Source organism: Rossellomorea sp. NS-SX7 (genome assembly GCF_052828565.1).
The window spans coordinates 2805119-2823414 of sequence record NZ_CM128249.1 but is presented as its reverse complement, the minus strand read 5'-3'; the positions used below and the strand labels follow the sequence as shown (position 1 = coordinate 2823414).

The 18296-nt window shown below is 35.3% G+C and carries 20 protein-coding genes and 1 pseudogene; 19 read left to right on the top strand and 2 right to left on the bottom strand.

All coding sequences use genetic code 11. The features are described 5' to 3' along the window. Positions 1 to 67: 67 nt before the first annotated feature. From sdhA to ACUXV2_RS14140, 8 genes are all read left to right on the top strand, one after another. On the top strand, positions 68 to 1831 hold the full coding sequence (gene sdhA / locus ACUXV2_RS14175) for a succinate dehydrogenase flavoprotein subunit (protein ID WP_446243830.1): 1764 nt from the start codon (positions 68 to 70) through the stop codon (positions 1829 to 1831). Further along, the gene (gene sdhB / locus ACUXV2_RS14170; protein ID WP_446243829.1) at positions 1831 to 2598 is read left to right on the top strand and encodes a succinate dehydrogenase iron-sulfur subunit; all 768 of its coding nucleotides are present in this window, start codon (positions 1831 to 1833) and stop codon (positions 2596 to 2598) included. The genes sdhA and sdhB overlap by 1 nt, the downstream gene beginning before the upstream one ends. Positions 2599 to 3077: 479 nt before the next feature. Further along, entirely contained in the window at positions 3078 to 3548 is a 471-nt protein-coding gene (locus ACUXV2_RS14165; RefSeq protein ID WP_446243828.1) for an acyl-CoA thioesterase, read from the top strand. Positions 3549 to 3695: 147 nt separating this feature from the next. Next, entirely contained in the window at positions 3696 to 3851 is a 156-nt protein-coding gene (locus tag ACUXV2_RS14160) for a helix-turn-helix domain-containing protein (RefSeq protein ID WP_446243827.1), read from the top strand. Between the two features lie 191 nt (positions 3852 to 4042). Then, complete coding sequence (locus ACUXV2_RS14155) at positions 4043 to 4552, top strand: HAD family hydrolase (RefSeq protein ID WP_446243826.1); 510 nt, start codon at positions 4043 to 4045, stop codon at positions 4550 to 4552. Positions 4553 to 4564: 12 nt separating this feature from the next. Continuing rightward, a complete protein-coding gene (locus ACUXV2_RS14150; RefSeq protein WP_446243825.1) occupies positions 4565 to 5770 on the top strand; it encodes a ComF family protein in 1206 nt (401 codons plus the stop codon). Positions 5771 to 5790: 20 nt separating this feature from the next. After that, complete coding sequence (locus ACUXV2_RS14145) at positions 5791 to 6966, top strand: DNA-processing protein DprA (protein ID WP_446243824.1); 1176 nt, start codon at positions 5791 to 5793, stop codon at positions 6964 to 6966. A gap of 188 nt (positions 6967 to 7154) precedes the next feature. Next, positions 7155 to 7589: a hypothetical protein gene (locus ACUXV2_RS14140; RefSeq protein WP_446243823.1), complete on the top strand. Its 435-nt coding sequence runs from the start codon at positions 7155 to 7157 to the stop codon at positions 7587 to 7589. A 976-nt stretch (positions 7590 to 8565) separates the two neighbouring features. On the opposite strand, the gene ACUXV2_RS14135 is transcribed toward ACUXV2_RS14140, so the two are convergent. Together ACUXV2_RS14135 and ACUXV2_RS14130 are read right to left on the bottom strand one after the other, a co-directional pair. Then, positions 8566 to 9015, bottom strand: a complete 450-nt coding sequence (locus ACUXV2_RS14135) for a hypothetical protein (protein ID WP_446243822.1) — start codon at positions 9013 to 9015, stop codon at positions 8566 to 8568. Between the two features lie 10 nt (positions 9016 to 9025). After that, the gene (locus tag ACUXV2_RS14130) at positions 9026 to 9838 is read right to left on the bottom strand and encodes a hypothetical protein (RefSeq protein ID WP_446243821.1); all 813 of its coding nucleotides are present in this window, start codon (positions 9836 to 9838) and stop codon (positions 9026 to 9028) included. A 307-nt stretch (positions 9839 to 10145) separates the two neighbouring features. Between ACUXV2_RS14130 and ACUXV2_RS14125 the strand changes: the two genes are divergently transcribed. The 11 genes and pseudogenes from ACUXV2_RS14125 (at position 10146) to ACUXV2_RS14075 (ending at position 18292) form a co-directional block, all read left to right on the top strand. Beyond that, positions 10146 to 10403, top strand: a complete 258-nt coding sequence (locus ACUXV2_RS14125; protein ID WP_446243820.1) for a helix-turn-helix domain-containing protein — start codon at positions 10146 to 10148, stop codon at positions 10401 to 10403. Next, a complete protein-coding gene (locus ACUXV2_RS14120) occupies positions 10400 to 10783 on the top strand; it encodes a hypothetical protein (RefSeq protein WP_446243819.1) in 384 nt (127 codons plus the stop codon). Before ACUXV2_RS14125 ends, ACUXV2_RS14120 begins: the two co-directional genes overlap by 4 nt. A 257-nt stretch (positions 10784 to 11040) precedes the next feature. After that, the gene (locus ACUXV2_RS14115) at positions 11041 to 13293 is read left to right on the top strand and encodes a DNA-directed RNA polymerase subunit alpha C-terminal domain-containing protein (RefSeq protein WP_446243818.1); all 2253 of its coding nucleotides are present in this window, start codon (positions 11041 to 11043) and stop codon (positions 13291 to 13293) included. 5 nt (positions 13294 to 13298) lie between these two features. Continuing rightward, entirely contained in the window at positions 13299 to 13586 is a 288-nt protein-coding gene (locus tag ACUXV2_RS14110; protein ID WP_446243817.1) for a helix-turn-helix domain-containing protein, read from the top strand. A 517-nt stretch (positions 13587 to 14103) separates the two neighbouring features. Beyond that, positions 14104 to 15051 carry a hypothetical protein gene (locus tag ACUXV2_RS14105; protein WP_446243816.1) on the top strand — a complete coding sequence of 316 codons (948 nt, stop codon included), beginning with the start codon at positions 14104 to 14106 and terminating at the stop codon, positions 15049 to 15051. 58 nt (positions 15052 to 15109) lie between these two features. Then, on the top strand, positions 15110 to 15340 hold the full coding sequence (locus tag ACUXV2_RS14100; RefSeq protein ID WP_446243815.1) for a hypothetical protein: 231 nt from the start codon (positions 15110 to 15112) through the stop codon (positions 15338 to 15340). A gap of 56 nt (positions 15341 to 15396) precedes the next feature. Next, positions 15397 to 15591, top strand: a complete 195-nt coding sequence (locus tag ACUXV2_RS14095) for a hypothetical protein (protein ID WP_446243814.1) — start codon at positions 15397 to 15399, stop codon at positions 15589 to 15591. Between the two features lie 102 nt (positions 15592 to 15693). After that, the gene (locus ACUXV2_RS14090; RefSeq protein ID WP_446243813.1) at positions 15694 to 15816 is read left to right on the top strand and encodes a hypothetical protein; all 123 of its coding nucleotides are present in this window, start codon (positions 15694 to 15696) and stop codon (positions 15814 to 15816) included. Between the two features lie 81 nt (positions 15817 to 15897). Then, positions 15898 to 17472, top strand: a complete 1575-nt coding sequence (locus ACUXV2_RS14085; protein ID WP_446243812.1) for a recombinase family protein — start codon at positions 15898 to 15900, stop codon at positions 17470 to 17472. A gap of 6 nt (positions 17473 to 17478) precedes the next feature. Next, positions 17479 to 17577, top strand: a pseudogene (locus ACUXV2_RS14080) (LuxR C-terminal-related transcriptional regulator); the annotation flags it as partial. A gap of 256 nt (positions 17578 to 17833) precedes the next feature. Further along, on the top strand, positions 17834 to 18292 hold the full coding sequence (locus ACUXV2_RS14075) for a MarR family winged helix-turn-helix transcriptional regulator (RefSeq protein WP_446243811.1): 459 nt from the start codon (positions 17834 to 17836) through the stop codon (positions 18290 to 18292). The last annotated feature ends 4 nt before the right edge of the window (positions 18293 to 18296 follow it).

Below are 18296 nucleotides of genomic sequence, written 5' to 3'. Positions count from 1 at the left end.
GAGTCGAAAATATAGAAGTCTGATAGAAATCAGCTGGCAACTTTGGTAGGAAAAGGAGTGAGTCACGATGAGTAAAGGCAAAATCATTGTAGTCGGCGGCGGATTAGCCGGCTTGATGGCCACAATCAAAGCAGCAGAAGTTGGAGCGGAAGTAGATTTATTCTCACTTGTACCCGTTAAACGCTCCCACTCTGTATGTGCTCAAGGTGGTATTAATGGAGCCGTAAACACCAAAGGAGAAGGGGATTCTCCTTGGGAACATTTTGATGATACTGTATACGGAGGGGATTTCTTAGCGAACCAGCCTCCGGTTAAAGCAATGACAGAAGCAGCACCGGGTATTATCCACTTACTGGACCGTATGGGAGTCATGTTCAACCGTACACCTGAAGGGCTGCTCGATTTCCGACGTTTCGGAGGAACTCAGCATCACCGTACTGCGTTTGCCGGTGCAACAACAGGGCAGCAGCTTCTTTATGCATTGGACGAACAGGTCCGCCGTCATGAAGTAGCAGGTCTTGTCAATAAATTCGAAGGATGGGAATTCCTTGGAGTGGTCGTGGATGACGAGGGAGTTGCCCGCGGAATTGTAGCGCAAAACCTTCAAACAATGGAAATTAAATCGTTCGCGGCAGACGCTGTGATCATGGCCACAGGGGGACCTGGAATCATCTTCGGTAAGTCCACAAACTCTGTCATCAACACAGGTTCTGCGGCATCGATCGTTTATCAGCAAGGTGCATACTATGCAAACGGTGAGTTCATCCAAATCCACCCGACAGCGATTCCTGGAGACGACAAATTGCGTCTGATGAGTGAATCTGCACGTGGGGAAGGCGGACGTGTATGGACGTATAAAGATGGTAAGCCGTGGTACTTCCTTGAAGAAAAGTATCCTGCATACGGAAACCTGGTACCACGTGATATCGCGACGCGTGAAATCTTCGACGTCTGCGTTAATCAGAAACTTGGAATCAACGGGGAAAACATGGTATACCTTGATTTATCTCATAAAGATTCCAAAGAGCTTGATATCAAACTTGGTGGAATCATTGAAATCTATGAAAAATTCATGGGTGATGACCCACGTAAAGTACCGATGAAAATCTTCCCTGCCGTTCACTATTCAATGGGTGGACTATGGGTTGATTATGATCAAATGACGAACATTCCTGGTCTGTTTGCAGCCGGTGAGTGTGATTACTCCCAGCACGGCGGTAACCGATTGGGAGCTAACTCTCTGCTATCAGCCATTTACGGCGGTATGGTGGCAGGTCCTAATGCGATCAAATATATCAGTGGTTTGGAAAAAACAAGTGAATCTGTACCTTCATCCGTTTTCGAGCGCTATGTGAAGCAAGAAGAAGACAAATGGAACGAAATTATGTCCATGAACGGTACTGAAAACGCATATGTGATCCACAAAGAGCTTGGCGAATGGATGACTGACAACGTAACGGTTGTGCGTCATAATGACAAGCTGAAAGAAACAGATGCGAAAATTGTCGAGCTTATGGAGCGCTATAAAAATATCAATATCAATGATACGGCTAAGTGGAGCAATCAGGGGGCTATGTTTACGCGTCAGCTGTGGAATATGCTTCAGCTTGCACGAGTCATCACAATCGGGGCACTTAACCGTAATGAAAGCCGCGGTGCACACTATAAGCCGGAATTCCCTGAACGTAATGATGAGGAGTTCCTGAAAACGACAATGGCAAAATACAATGCATCAACGAATTCACCTGAATTCCATTATGAAGAAGTAGATACATCCTTGATCGCACCTCGTAAGCGCGACTATTCTAAGAAAAAAGGGGGAAATAAATGATGAGTGAAAACAAAAAAGTACGTTTTATCATTACTCGTCAAGACAGCCCTGAAACAGCCCCTTATCAAGAAGAGTTCGAATTAGCTTATCGTCCGAATATGAACGTGATTTCCGCTCTTATGGAAATCCGCCGTAACCCGGTCAATGCAAAAGGTGAAGAGACTACGCCGATCAACTGGGACATGAACTGTCTTGAGGAAGTCTGCGGCGCTTGTTCTATGGTCATTAACGGGAAGCCGAGACAATCTTGTACAGCTCTTGTCGATCAGCTTGAACAGCCGATCCACTTGGCGCCTATGAAAACATTCCCAGTCGTGCGCGACTTACAGGTCGACCGCAGCCGGATGTTTGACAGTCTGAAAAAAGTAAAAGCATGGATCCCGATCGACGGCACATACGATCTTGGACCTGGTCCGCGTATGCCGGAGAAAAAACGTCAATGGGCATACGAATTGTCCAAATGCATGACGTGCGGAGTATGTTTGGAGGCTTGCCCGAACGTAAACAGCAAATCCGAATTCATCGGACCTGCGCCTCTTTCCCAAGTCCGTCTTTTCAATGCGCATCCAACAGGAGCCATGAACAAAGACGAACGCCTGGAGTCGATCATGGGAGACGGTGGCCTTGCCAACTGCGGTAACTCACAAAACTGCGTGCAATCTTGTCCAAAAGGTATTCCTTTGACAACATCGATCGCAGCACTGAACCGCGAAACATCCTTCCAAATGTTCAAAAACTTCTTCGGAAGCGATCATATGGTAGACTAATATCAAAAGCACTTTCCTTCGGGGAAGTGCTTTTTTATTGTGAAGGAAATGATCAAGCCTTTGGACTTGTGGATAATTGTTCGTATCTATTTGTGGAGATTTATTTGGTTTTTCCCTTATTTTGCCAAGTGGCGGAATTATTAGCGGAATAGAAAGATAATAGCGGAAAGTCGAAAGATTAATTGACAATTGTAAAAGATAATCGGCTGAAACTAAAAGATTATCGCCCAAAACTAAAAGATTGCTGTGCCAGATGGAAAGATTCCCTCCAATCAATATGAGACGGCCGCGGCGGGAGGCTCAACGGCCACCCGCGGAAAGCAAAGACTTGCGCGGAAATCAAAAAACGGAATAAAGAAGTTCCACATATTGAAGTTTTTGGAGCTTAACGGTTCCTAAATGAAGAAAAAACAATTATAATAAACAAAAAAGAATGAATATTCATTCATTTTATAAACTGCACAGAAGGAGGAGCCAATTTGAAACATATTACATACATTAAGGATATAGACACATGGCAAAAAGAATTTCATTTCTCCATAGAGGTAAAGGTTCGTTTTTCCGAGACGGATATGTTTGGACATTTAAATAACACAATTCCATTTACATATTTTGAGGAAGCGAGAACCGACTTTTTTAAATACAAAGGATTCATGCAGGATTGGGTAAAGGCCGATCATGACACGATTCCGGTTGTAGCAGATCTGCAATGTGACTTCTTGAAACAAGTTTACTTTGGCGAACGTTTGAATGTTTTTGTCAAAGCAGCCAGTGTAGGCAATTCTTCAGTCGATCTGCATTATATGGGCGTAAATGAAAAGCAAGAGGTCTGCTTCGTTGGCAGAGGAACAATGGTACAGATTTCACGTAAGACGGGAAAAGGTGTTCCTTGGACAGAAGAGATGAGAAAGAAATTTGACTGTCATTCAGTCATGTCCCCATCATCTTAAATCGTGTGTGAATGAATCACTGCCTATTTTTTATTTTACTTCTTCTCTAAGTCACTCTAAACCGCACCTTCACATATGATATTCTGACGACCGACAATACCCATCCCCGCGGTTTAAAGCTGGCGAAGGCAAGGAGGGTTACCATAATTGAAGGACAATGATTTTACACACAAACCGTTGCTCACAAAGAGAGAAAAAGAAGTATTCGAACTGTTAGTCCAAGATAAGACAACAAAAGAGATAGCAAGTGATTTATTCATCAGCGAGAAAACAGTTCGAAATCATATTTCCAACGAAATGTAGTTTGAAGCACAAAATCTAAAACCCACCAATTGGTGGGTTTTTTTATCAATAAAAAATTGGAGACACTTATTGTAAAAGTCAATTATCCAAAAGACAAAAGAAAAATGGTAAAAATTATCTAATGCAGTGTAATTTTAAGATTGGATTATGGTAAAATACTAATAGGAAAATAGAGGGGGTTTTTAAAAATTATGCCAAACTATAGAGCTATTATTTTTGATTTAGACGATACTCTTATAAATACTTCAGAGATAAAGTCATTAAGAAAACATCCTTGGACTAACTGTTATCCTCGAATCGCTACCAATACATTTCCAATTTTCGATGATTTATTGTCTAACTTAATATCAGAAAAAGGCTACCTTGTTGGTATTGTAACTAATTCACCTCGGCCCTATGCCAGTAGGGTATTGGAACACCATACGGTTGATTTCAATGACTTAATATGCTATCACGATTGTGATAAAAGAAAACCTTTCCCTGACCCAATGTTAAAATGTGCAACTAATTTAGATGTTAGGCCAGAAGAAGTTATTTCTATAGGCGATCACACTAATGATATTATGGCAGCCAAAGATGCAGGAATGACTGCTATTGGTGTTTTATGGGGAGAATCTACAGAAAGGGAGTTAAAGTTAGCAGGGGCGGATTTTTTAGTCAATGATCCACAGGAATTGATTACACTTTTGTCTGAAATTTGAGGGGGAAATATCATGTTCTCATTATGTACTAATTTAAGAAATATTATTATCGACTTGGACTCATTAACCCAATTTCTAAATAAGCAAGATTTTGAAAGTTTAGTTAGAGAGTTGAATTTTAAATATAATGTATATTGTGTAACAGCGGGTCCTAATTCGGTTAATGGACAATCTTTGTATGTGTGTCGTGTTAACGAACCTATTTCTTTATCAACTTTCTTAAATTCATATGAACTAAATCCATACCATACAGTTTTATTAACAGGGTGCTTTACTAGCATCGAACATGCTCATGGTTTAAATCTATCAACAATTTTGTTGATTGAAAGTATTGATACAACTATTGACAATAAACATTTACCAGACCTTATACTAAATTTAAAGCACTTAAGAGAAGTCTTGATTAATAATAAAATAAAAGGAAGTTATAATGAGATTACAGTTGAACAACTTAGAGGTCAGGGCTATTTATTACCGATCGGGCAGATAAGTCACCAGTTAGATGAGGATATTAAAGCAAATTTACTATATGCAGGCAGGTATTTTGTCTTTAATGATTACAGGTATTATACCCATTGTTTATCGAATATGATTAATAGGTTGAAAAAATTTAAACCCTACGCTGCTGATTCTTTGGCTCGTTGTCTAAAGACGAATATCGAAATAGCAAGAAGAAACTTTAAGGACATTGATTTAGTTACTGTTGTTCCTCCAAAACCTGATGCTCCTAACCAATTAGATTTGATTATTGATCACGAACTGCTAAATAGTGATAGGGATATCATTGATACTAATTTATTATTCACGGTTAGGCCCTATGAAAAACAGAAACAAGCTGGTTCATTTCATGATAGGGCATTGAATGTTTTAGATGCCTTTGCATGTAGAAAGAGAGTAAACGGTCATGTACTATTAATAGATGATGTATTAACTAGTGGTTCAACAACTATGGAATGTGCTAAAGTTTTATACAATAGTGGTGCTTCAAAGGTAACAATTTTACCGCTTGCTATAATGCAATCAAATGCAAACGGCCCATTTCATGCTAAAATTAGTGATGAAAACAATGAGGAATATAGATTGAATTTTAAGCATGCGAATGGAAAACCCTTTTGGGTTGCATCTGAAGGAGAATTCTTGGGTTATAATGCTGGGAAAGAAAGGTATCTCCGTCAATTCAATTTCAAAGATTTTGAAATTGAAGAACTACCTTTCTAGTTATTGGAAGAGGTGTTTTAATGTCAACAGCATTTTGGATGGCGATAAGTAATGTTGAAGGTTTAGGAATTAAAACTATAAAAAAATTATGTGTCCAATTACCTGATTTAACCGAAAGTAATATTTATAAATATGAAATTAAGTTGCGTTCAATTCTGAGAAACTCCAATGTGGTAGAAAGAGTACTTGACTTAAATTATCTAAAAATGAAAATAAAAAATGCGGAAAGGTCAATAATTAAACATAAAGAACATGGTATCGAGGTAATACATATAGGTTCAGAAGATTACCCAGCCTTATTAAGACTTATAGATGATCCGCCACCGATTTTATATTGTAAAGGTAATATTAATTTATTAAACAATCATAACTCTATCGCTGTTATCGGAACTAGAAAAGCCACAGAAAAAGGCTATAAAGCAGCAATAAAAATAGCTTTTCAATTCGCCAAGAGAAATTATGTGATAGTCAGTGGGTTAGCTTTAGGCATAGACACTGCTGGTCATTTAGGTGCTTTAAAAGCAAATGGTCATACTATTGCGGTTATGGCTGGGAGTTTGGATAAAATTTATCCAAAGGAAAATACAGACATAGCACATAATATACTGGAGAATAATGGTCTATTGATTTCGGAAATACCTTTAGGCGGACAAACATATAGGAATTCATTTGTTAAAAGGGATCGAATTCAAAGTGGGTTGTCACTAGGGGTATGTCCTATTCAGTCTCCAATTAAGAGTGGAACTCAACATACTATTAAATTTGCTCAGGAGCAAAGAAGGCTCCTTTTCTGCCCCGAACCTCAAGAAACAAAAGATGTAGAAGCTACCCAAGGTATTTATCAATTATTAGAGAGTGGTTTAGCAGAGAAAATTTCCAACGAGGGAGATTATGAGGAGATAATAAAATTATTAAATAAGACTTATGACCAATTGTTAGGCGAGAAATTAAACTTAAAACAAATTAAGGATGAAGAAAAAGAAACAAAGGTTAATCCTAGCAAAATCACGACTGAAGAAGGTTATCAAATAAGTTTGTTTGACAATACAAGTGCTAAAAAAGAAACAGAAAGACAACTACAGAGTAAACTAGATGATTTAATAAACCAAATAATTGATGTAAGTCATCAATTAAAACTGACTCCTAGTGATTTTATAGATAGATATGAGCGTATTTATAAAAATTTAAGGGAGTAACTTTTGTTCCAAAAAGTCGCATTAGGGCGGTTTTGGGCGGTTTTTTGTCTTTTTATGATTTCAAAGAACTTTAAATTTAATCACCAAAAAAGAGGGAGTATTTCCCTACCCTACTTACAGTAGACAGCGTGGACATATTAGGATATCGACAGTCAAATGCCATAAAAAAGAAAATGGGGTAACAATTTATGTTTAATGATGAAACAGGAATATGGTTTGACGAAGAAGAGAAGACAGCATTTATTATGCTGTTCCATAATAGTTCTGAGGACCAGAAAAAAATTAGAGAACTTATGAGCTCCAAGGGATGGCATTGCCACAATGACTGGTTTCAACCTGGAAAAGAAATTTCCCGAACTCTTGATTATTACGTAATTGATACATTTAAGGAAAAATACCCTAGTATCTATATCAATAAAAAAATGATGCATCCTTCTCCAGCTTGGAGTATTTGGGTTTATTATTCTACATTATCTAAATCGTTTTCAAGTAAACAAGAGGCGGAAAGGGAAATCGAAGATATTAAAGTAAGTCATTCAACTATTGTTGTTTCAACTAATTTTAATTATATAAATTACGAAAAAGATTTCGCTAACAAAGAATATCGTAGGAATGTATACTAATCAATTACCTCTAGAGACGATAGTTATATCTCGTTATTTCAGGAAATTCCCGATAGTAGGGTAACCTTATAAATAAATAGTGCTGATTAATTCTAGATTTTTTATTGGATTTCCCCATTTTTCTGGAAATGTAAAATTGATTTCCCTTTCTCCGCAATATGGAAAGGTATTTTCTCCTATTCAACAAACGGATGCTTAAGAACACCAAAGCACAACTAATAAGAAAGCTCAGAGCTTTTATGGCTTTGAGCTTTTTGTATGCTAATTTATCTGTTATAGTACCAGCTAATTCATTGTCGATTCTGTGAGAATAGCACTGTAAATTTGCCTTTTGTTCTACTTCAATACTGAATCCATTAAACGCAGCCGTTCTTGTGGTTTTATTTTTGTAGGGCAACTACAACAATTGGGTCTGCGATGGGGTTAGCAGAAATAATGAAGGATTTTTTTGTAATACGGATACTTGTTTACGATTTCTTCATATGTTCCAGTATCTTTAATGAATTGAGGCTTGTATGTACAACATGATGTATGTTGAATTTGGTTGTAAATGGTGTCGGTATGGATCATATCGGTTCTCATCAATGGTTTAGAACAACCATGGTTTAGAGGAATACTGACCAAGCAGAAAAAGGAAATACATTTGTGTTGGAAGTAAGGGAGAAGAGCAATGAGGACGGTGAAACGTTTTGGTCGGATTTTGGCCAATCCAGGGAGACATATGAGGGCTTACCAATCGTCATCAATAAGCCTCCTCTATTGTGTATATGATAATTATTGTTTAAAAAACCTTGGTTCTAATGAGATGTTGTTTTTGAAATTGATTTTGAGACAGAAAATGCGAGTAATTAGAGTACATTTCATTAAATTAAAAAGTCTCATAAACATTAGCTTTTGGAATGAATTAACGGTCGCTATTGATTTTAAATGAGATGACGAATAAAAAAGGATGTACATTAAGCACATCCTAAATAACTTAAAAAGGAATATCATCAGTATCATCATTTATAAAACTCTTTGAGTATAAATTTTTAACGACTTTAGTTGTTTCTTCGGAACCAAGTATTTTTCCCAAATCATTCAAAAATGTGGCTTCATTACTACATTCATAGTCAAAATCTATAAACACATCATCAAATTTCGTTGAATTTAATGTTATAGCAATGGGATAATCAGTTTCGGGCATAGAATACATTGTAAATAATGTATAGGAGTAACCATCTAGGTAAGGTGCAACAATTTCAAAATTTGTGGCAAGCCCATATCTTTCATCGGCCTTAATAGTCAAATTTCGAGTAGAAGTTCTTAATAATAATTTCCCATCAGTTTTCTTTTCAAAAAGGTCCGCTTGTTCTTTTAAAATACCTTGGGGCATTGATTTAATATCATTTTTATTTAACTTATTAAATCCCCACAAATCTCTCATACTAATCCTCCTATAAAATTGAAAATTTTAGTGGTAAATGATCTGAGTATAAAGTCGAATGAGGTCTGCCGCTATCTTTAAGAAGGGGCTTGTCTCCAATTTCACTTATAATTTCCAACTCATTGAAATTAAATTGTTCAATGAGTTGGGGACGAATTAGAACTTGATCAAACATATTCCAGATGTAACTTGTTGGTTTGGAATGATAAAAATATGTACCTAATACATTGTTATTAATATTCCCATGCAAGGTCCACATGGGGTTGTAAAAATAATTGTACTTCACACCATAAATAGTTCGATCAATTTTAAGTGCTGTTTCCTTATCCATAATTGCATTAAATCCATATGCAGATACCATCAGTTCCGAAAAAGGGTTTAAATTAAAATCGCCAACTACAATAGTTTTGTTAGTTTTTAATTCTTCCTCGTATTTTTCAATTTCTCTTTTGATTTGAGCAGCTTGTGCACCAATTTCATTTTCTGTGTTATGTAGCATACTTGGCAGGTGTAAAGTAACTAAAAGAATAAGTGAATTTTTGAATTTAATTTTAAACAATGAATAAAATGTCCCATCATGGTATTTATTTATTCGTTTCCCTAAGTTATGGAATAAAACCGTCCTATTATTAGGCATGGGCAATTCAACAGCAAAATTAAGGTCAACTTTTCTAAGACTTTTCTCAATAATTTCTGGGTCAATTCGATTTGCTTCACTCAAAATAACTATATTTATTTTATGCTCTCTACATGATTGGGATATAGTAGGAACTATTTTTAGATTGTTTTTTATATTCCAAAACAATACTTTGATATTAATCACCCCTTCCTTTTCTATCTATTTGAATTTTAACATTATATTATAGAATTTTATTAATAATATAAACCGCACACCTTTAGGTTGTTACGATTCCATTATATCTTTTAATAATTATCTTTTTAACTTACTCATAAGAATGTTGTAACAGCATATATAAGATCCTATTTTGAATATGTATATCATAAAGCCAAAGAAAATGACGAGGTAATAAATTAGAATAATATTAATGGTATTAGTTTGCATCTTTGGAATAAATCACACAAAACCATCTCATAATACTGATAGTTATATCCACAGGAGGAAAAAATAAATGTCAAACCTAGCAAGAGAATTCGAAATAGAACTTCATCCAATGTTTGCCACCATTGAGGATGATTTAGTTATGCACCCTGAGGAAATTGCGAAAATGCTTGGCATGAGTACAGAATCTGTTAGACGCTGGTGTCGATCAGGGAAGTTGTCTTCTTATAACTTTGGCGGGAAATACATCATTATTGGAGATGATTTTAAGAAATTCATGAGAAAGTCGCGTAAACTGACAAATGCAGAAAAGGCGGTTATCCATTGAAATTAAAATATGTTTGTCTCTCCTTTTTTAAGGAGCAGAAGATAAGTTTCTTTTATAATAAGAAAGAGGAACGTATATACTTTCCTTGTCCAATTTGTGATGAGACTGTTTTTCTTGAAATTGAAAGTGCCAATTGGTTCTGTCAAGCATGTGATGAGGGTGGGACATTAAAAGTTCTTATTAATTTTTCAAATACAGGATCATTGAGTACAAAGAAAGTTTACAATCCAACAAAAGAGAAAAGAGATATTAGAATACTGTACAAAAACTTGCTATCTTCCACTCAGGATGAAAAATTAAAGTCGAGGTTTGAGTATTTTATGAATAAGGTTGAAAATTTAATTGAATATTTCGATTCAGAGGACAAAATGACAAGTTAATAATTAGCTTGTCATTTTTGTTTTTGAATTCTTGCCAAATATTACTGGTAGTAATTTTCCAGGAATGAGGTAGACTTTTTTATAAGCAATAATATTAATGGGGCTGTGTCCTTTTTTTTTTTAACTACCAACACACAAAACGCACATAACACTCACAGAACTATAATTTAGAACCTTAAACAAAGTCATTGCAAGCTTTTTTTTGAGGTCTAATGTGTGTTATGTGTGTATATATATAAATAGAGGTGATAAAAACTATGGAACAAGTGGCCGTATCAGAACACGTACTCAAGTTGAATCTAGATGAAATCGGACTATCTACTTGGAGCCAGAAAGGACTTATTAACGCAGGATATAAGACAGTTGGAGATATTGCTCATATGAAAAGAGCAGATTTACACAAAATTCCTGCGGTAGGTGCAAAATCAGCAAAAGAAATTTACGGAAAGTTAGCAGATCTTGGAGTCGTAACTCTTCCCCCAGGGCATCCTAAAACGCTTTACAAAAAGTATGGGAAAAATCCGAGATTAAATGGAATAGTATCATGGGAAGAGGCAGAGGAAAAATACGGTCCTCTTTTGAAAGTTGAATTTGCTTCTGAAATTCTAGGGCTTGAGAAACTTACCTTAAGAAACGCTATTATCGATGGTCAACTTCGTGATTATTATCTTTTAGTTGGGTTTGATGTAAGTGAGCCTAAAATGAAAAATTTCGGGGGACAAATGTGGTATTACTTCCCAAAAAAGTGGGTAGAGAGATTGGCTGAAACATTGGAGCTTAAATATTTGAAAGATATAGCCAGAGAACAAAACATTCCTTACCAGAAGTTTAAGAAATTTGCTCATATGGGTTGGCTGGATGATGCGAAGTTTTCTGATTTGCTTTGGTTTGCTGATAAAGTTAGAGATCTTTTGCCAAGTGTTATCGAGAAAGATCTTGAATATGAGGAAGAAAAAAAAGTCGAAAAGTATCGAGATTATTTCTCCGAATTCAATAACTCTTTGCAAACGTTAATCGATGATTATCTTCTTCACCGATTGAGTGGCTTTCCAATAACATTTAATGGTGAGGATAAAGTGAAAAAAGGATTTGCAAAAGAAAACAGACCTGAGAAAGTAAAAAAGATGCTTTCACACATTCTTTATAAAGTCATTTGTTATCGTGCTGAAATTAATAATTACACAGCAAAAGAATGGTATGGACTTCGCTACTTGAACGAGGAAGAATATCTAAAATTCAAAGAAGTGAATGAATCGTTTGATATTCAAAGTTTTACTGCTGAGGACATGAATGGTGTTAAGAATGGAATTGGTGATACAACTTATTGGGTTAATGCAATAATTTACCTTAAACCATTGTTGTACTATGTCTTAATGAAAAAAGAAGAAGAGCTTACTGAAGAAGCAAGAAATGTTGGGCAGTACAATTTTAATGAATGGAACAAGATGATGTTTATGAAAAGTGCGTTTGAAAATGCTCTTAACCGTGTTCCAAGAAAAAAACCTAAACCTAAGAAAAAAAAGGCGAAGTACTATGCTGATCAGTATAGTATTGCTCAAATCAGCAATGCTCTCATCAAGTATCAAGGTAATAAATTAACTGATCCTCTTAAGTATGTAACTCAATTGATGATTGGGTTTTTAGCTGGTCTGAGAGCAGATGAACTAAAATTAATTCAACTCAAAGATTTTTGGTTTGACAAAAAAACTGGATTTCTTTTATCAGACAACAATGGCTTCGGCAGACTCCACTTGCCTGAAGAGAAAAGTAAAGGTGGATATGGTCCATCTCCTGTATGGGGGACCTATTTAGTACCGAGACTTGTTGAATTAATTAATAAGTTCTTAAGGGAAACGTACAAAAAATATCCTGCTGCTATAGCAAATCCAAATCTATACTTTTTTAGGCCAAGGCAATCCGTTTGGATTCTAGAAAGACCTTATAAAACATCTTCATATTTACTAACTTGGATAAAAGATGCAAAAGAAGAGGGGATATTCGATGCTATTTTATCTGATGAAGAAATTGAGGAGTTACGATATCATGATACCAGGCATACTGTTTTGGAATTAATAAGAAGAACTCCGATTGATATTAAGGAACTAAAAGAATGGAAACACCGTTGTGCTCAGGTACATGCAAGACATGATTCCGAAATGTCACATGGTGATACCTTGACGACAGGTTATCTACGTGAAATAAAGGAAGAAGAATATGCTAAAATAATTGATTTAACACTGAATTTCAGCTGGAATCCTAAAGCGTACGAGACCGTTGAGGAAGAAGATGTGGAGCAAGAAGAATTTAATGAGGTTGAATTATCACCAGTGATAAAAGCCAAAATTGATTCTCTGCGAATTGAATTAAAGGATCTTGAGATGTATTATAGTAAATTAAAAGATCCTGCTTTCGCTAAAAGACTAAAAATTGATCGTTTAAAAGAAGCACGTATTACTAAAGCTAATATCAATCAAAAAAATAAACAAATTAAACAGTTATTGGAGGATTGATTGTCATGAATTACGATAACTTTATCAAAAAAGCAAATGATATGGGGATAGAGCCTAAAGAGGCTCTCCCTAACTTTTTTATACAAATTGAAGATGACTTTCCTTATACTGTAGAAGAAATCGCCAAACAAATTGTACATAAAAGCGAAGAAACCGTCCGTCGGTGGTGCCGTGAAGGAAAAGTGAAAATTGAAGGAAAGAGACCTTATAAAATTTTAGGAATTGAACTAAAAAGATATCTCTTTATAGAATTCTATCCAGAAATAAGAAAAAGATATAATAATGTCATCTAGGAAGGTTCCATCCGAGCATGTCAACGTTTATTTGTGTGGTTCATCATAAAAAGTGTTTGTTTGGTGCAACCGTTTATAATCCAATTTTCCAGAGAATTCAATGATGTAAAATATTGAAGGCACTTCCCTTTATAGAAAACTTTTATTGATTTATCTGTATAACAAGTTTGTAGACCAATGAAATCTCCTTGAAAATAAATTATCCATCTATACTTATCTACAAATTTATAGTGATTTTTAGGTAAGCATTTTTTGATAGTTATAATTACCAGCATGGAAAAATAATGTTTTGATGGATGAACTTCTTCAATATAGATCAAATTAAATCCCTCCAAGCAACGACATATACTTTAGTATGTCCTTTTTAATTTTGTTTATTATCCATTGAACTATACTATCATTGAATTCAATTAAGCAGGGGAAAAATACCTCCTATAAAAAAATATCGCTATCTTGTATTGTAACAACATTGAATTTTGTTTAAAATTGGAAGAGTAAAAGGAGGGAGGTCACTGCTATGATATCAAATTATCCATCATTTATTGAGGGAATATTTTCTGCATTTTTTTTATGTGTTATTCTCTGCCTCTCAGGACTCATACATATAAATTTTAAAAGGAAATTAAATAAGGAAACTCTTAAGTATATCCCGCCAGCTGTTGTTATGCTTATTGCGATGGCTATAATAGTAAGTAACTATAAATCATTGCTTGACCCACCACCCATTGATAAAAAACCTCTCATGAACTATTTGCTAACCAACCCTGCTCATTTACAACTTTTATTGTTCATTTCGCTTGTTGGGATTATTGTCTTGGTTTGGCTTGTAATGACCCTACCATTTAATTCTCAGGGATTATCTAAATTCTCTGGATTCGGTATATCAGCTGAGTTTCGAGATAAAGTAAATGCGGTGGTTGAGAAAAACGCAATTACAAACGAATTAACATCTATAAGGGAAAACATCCTTAGAATTCTTACTTCTGAAAAATATTTTGATGAAACTTTAAAGTCCTGTGTAAAGGAATATGAAGAGAATGGGACTAAGGGGTTTGAAATTGACCCTAATAAGATGGTTTCTAGTATTATTGAACTTGTAGAAACATCTTATCAGGCAAGTGAAAGTAATTTTCGTATCCAACACCATATTGAAACAATTATGGTAGGCAAGAAATCAATAAGCAAAAAAAACGTTGAAGAACTACCAAAAGAAATGAGAGACGCATGTCTTCAAGTCATCAATAAAAAGAAACCCTTTGTTTGGAAGGGTGCACTAGCGATGGAAATTAATCCTTTTGCACAAACAGATTCTTATTATGTGATTTGTCTTTATTCTGAAGACCTGATATTTACTGAAACTGACTCTGATTACCTTGCTACATTATTAAAAGTGGCTGAAAAAATAATAACATTATATTGGTATCAATCAGAGGACGGTAATATACTATTTGAAGAAGCCAATTAATGGACAAGTTGTTTAAAAAATATACTGTGTGGTAAAATATTGATAGGAGGTGTTTCGTATGACTGAAACCTTAACTGTTAGGCGTAGAAGGAGAGCAAAAGGTGTACCATTGGCCCCTAAAGTCGCAGCTAAAAGAAATATTCTTGATGAAACTTCCCCAGAGATAAAAGCAGTTATTCATCAATTGGTCGAAGAAGAAATGAAGAAACACGGTTACTCTAGACAAAAAGATCCTTTTGTCAAAAGAATGAACAATGTATTGACCCGATATTCAAAAACCAACTTCTAAAAATCATAAGGATTTCATATACATTTGGACAAGATAACCATTAAGGAGGGATTATCTTGTCCATTGTTATCTTTAGAAAACGTAAGATACGAACATTACCTCAGAAACAGAATATTCGCTTTGTTGATACAGGCGAGAGAGCTTTTATCGACCGTGAGTATGTATCAAATGTATTCGAAAAGTACGGATACAAAAGAGCTGAAGATCAATTAATAAAAGAAATTAATGAGTTATTCAAATGCCGCCGTTGATATGTATATTATCAATGGCTTTTTCTTTTTAAAGGTACTGGAGTTCTCCGCATATGACAAGTCTTCTCCTGCATAGGTTTACTGTGTAGGAGAGTGATTAATGTGGGTACTTTTAATCAGCAGTTCACGTTTATTTATAAGACACCAGAAAATTCAACAAAAACCAAAGAAGAAATTGTCCACGAACTCATTCAGACTACGATTCGAAAAGTCGTAGCAAAGTAAGATGGATTTTATTATAATGTATGTAGCAACCTAGCCCTTAGCGTGATAGCTAGGGCTTTTAAAATCATAGGAGGAGAAGAGATGAAGGACCATATTACAGCGAGTTATGTAAGGGTATCCTCCACAAAGGTTTCTCAAAAAGAATCGCCTGAACACCAAAGGATGTTGTGTGAAGAAAAGGCAATTAAAGAAGGTTTTGAGATTACCTATACATATGAGGACCGATCATCTGGTACAAGCATTAACGGAAGAAAAGATATAAAAAAGATGTTGGAAGATGCAAAAAAAGGAATGTTTAATACTTTGTTGTTTGCATCCATTTCTCGTTTTAGTCGTGACCAGTTGGATGCTATTACATTAAAGAGAACCTTAGTTGATGCACTTGGGATACGATTGATTTCTATTGAAGAAAATTATGATTCAGCAGTTGATAAGGATGAATTAAAATTTACACTGTTTGCTATCATGGCCCAGCAACAGGCAGAGCAAATCAGCTTGTCTTCGAGACGAGGGAAACGTCAATCGGCTAGGAAAGGAAATTTCACTGGATCTATTGCTCCCTTTGGATACCACAAAGTAGTTATTGAAGGTAAGAAGACACTTATCCCTAATGAGTATGCAGAGATTGTGAAGAAAATTTTCCATTTATATATAAATGAAAATATGGGGGAACAAAAAATAAGGCTCTATTTAAATAAAAAAGGGATCCCATCCCCACGAAATGGATTATGGGGTGTCACCTCTGTACAACGCATTCTTCAAAACGAGGCATATACAGGACGAAATGTATATAACAAATATGAAGTGAAAAAAGTGTACGACGATTTAAAAAATATGAGTGATCGGAAAAAGAGACAGGTTCAAAAAGAAAAAGAAGAGTGGAATCGAAACGATGAAAAAAATTGGGAAGCAATTATTGATGATGATATATATGAAGAAGCTCAAAGGTTAAGGCTTATAAGGGGGGGAGGTAAAAGAGGTGGACCCCGACAGAGAGTTAATGTTTTTGGAGGGTTCGTTTTTTGTGGGCACTGTGGAAGTAGCATGGTAAGCATGAAATCAAAGAATGGCAAGAACACGAAAGATGGGAGGGAGTATCGACATTTAGTCTGTTCCAGAAGAAGACGATTAGGCGAAAATGGCTGTGATAATAAAAAGTATATACCTTATTACGACTTTAGAGATGCAGTTATTAATGAGGTTTCAGAACGACTAAAAAAGCAGATAGATATTGAAAAAGAAATAAATGAACATATGAGTAAACAACAACCTATTAAGAATAGTGGAAGCATAAGTAAAGAAAAAACAAAGCATGAAAAAAATATTGATATCAACCGAAAATTATTATTTGAATTAAGAAAACAAAAGATGTTAGATGGAAACATTGATAAGGAGCAGTATCAATTCGAGAAAGAACAATACGAAAAAGAAATTCATACAAGCCAACAACGTATAAAAGAATTGGAAACGAAAATTGAAAAACAAGAAAACAAAGAAGAGTTTCACAAGGAAATAAGATTAGCACTTGAAGAATTAAGTAACCTCTCGTTTGAAAACTTTGAAGAGCTACATATTACGTTGAAGAAACTAATTGAAAAGCTCGTAGTATTTTCTGATAAACGTATAGAAATATATACAGTTTTAGATAATGAATAATTATGTGTTTCAAAACACATTTCGAACGCCATGCAAAAGCTTGGAGTGAAGGGGCGTTCACAAGCTGTTGTAGAGCTTCTTCGCATGGGGGAACTCAAGCTTTAAAGTAAGGGACTGATTCTTATGACAATTACCTGGTTATTACAAACCGTTATTGTGCAAATAAGAGTCAGTCTCTTTTAGTTTCAATGATTCATTGAACAATATCACGAACTTTTCTTGAAATTTCCCTTAAAAAAAGAGAAAATGCTAGTATGCAGGTCAACTCAATATTCGATTAATGAAAAAATGAGTGACAGTAAAACGATCATTTTATGAAAAGTGTTAAATAAGTATTAGTCAGTCAAAGGAGAATTTTTTAATGAATAAAGAAGAAGTCCAGCCAAAAGCCGATTTACAAGTGGTAGCTGATATAGAGAAAGACTTGAGATACATATCTTCCATCATTAAACAAAAGGGACGCGAGATTTTAAGTCAATATACACTCACACCCCCTCAATTCATTGCACTTCAATGGTTATTTGAATATGGGGACATGACGATCGGCGATCTTTCAAATAAAATGTATCTTGCGTGCAGTACGACGACGGATCTGGTTGACCGCATGGAAAAGAATGAATTGGTGGAACGGGTCAAGGATGAAAATGACAGACGGGTCGTCCGAATTCATATGTTAAAAGAGGGCGAAAGGATTATTGAAGAAGTCATTGAAAAAAGGCAACATTATTTACAGAGTGTCCTCGAGGATTTTTCAGAAGAGGAAGTACTCGGCTTAAATAGGAATTTAGCTAAACTTCATCAAGAAATGAAACCAGAGTGAGGGA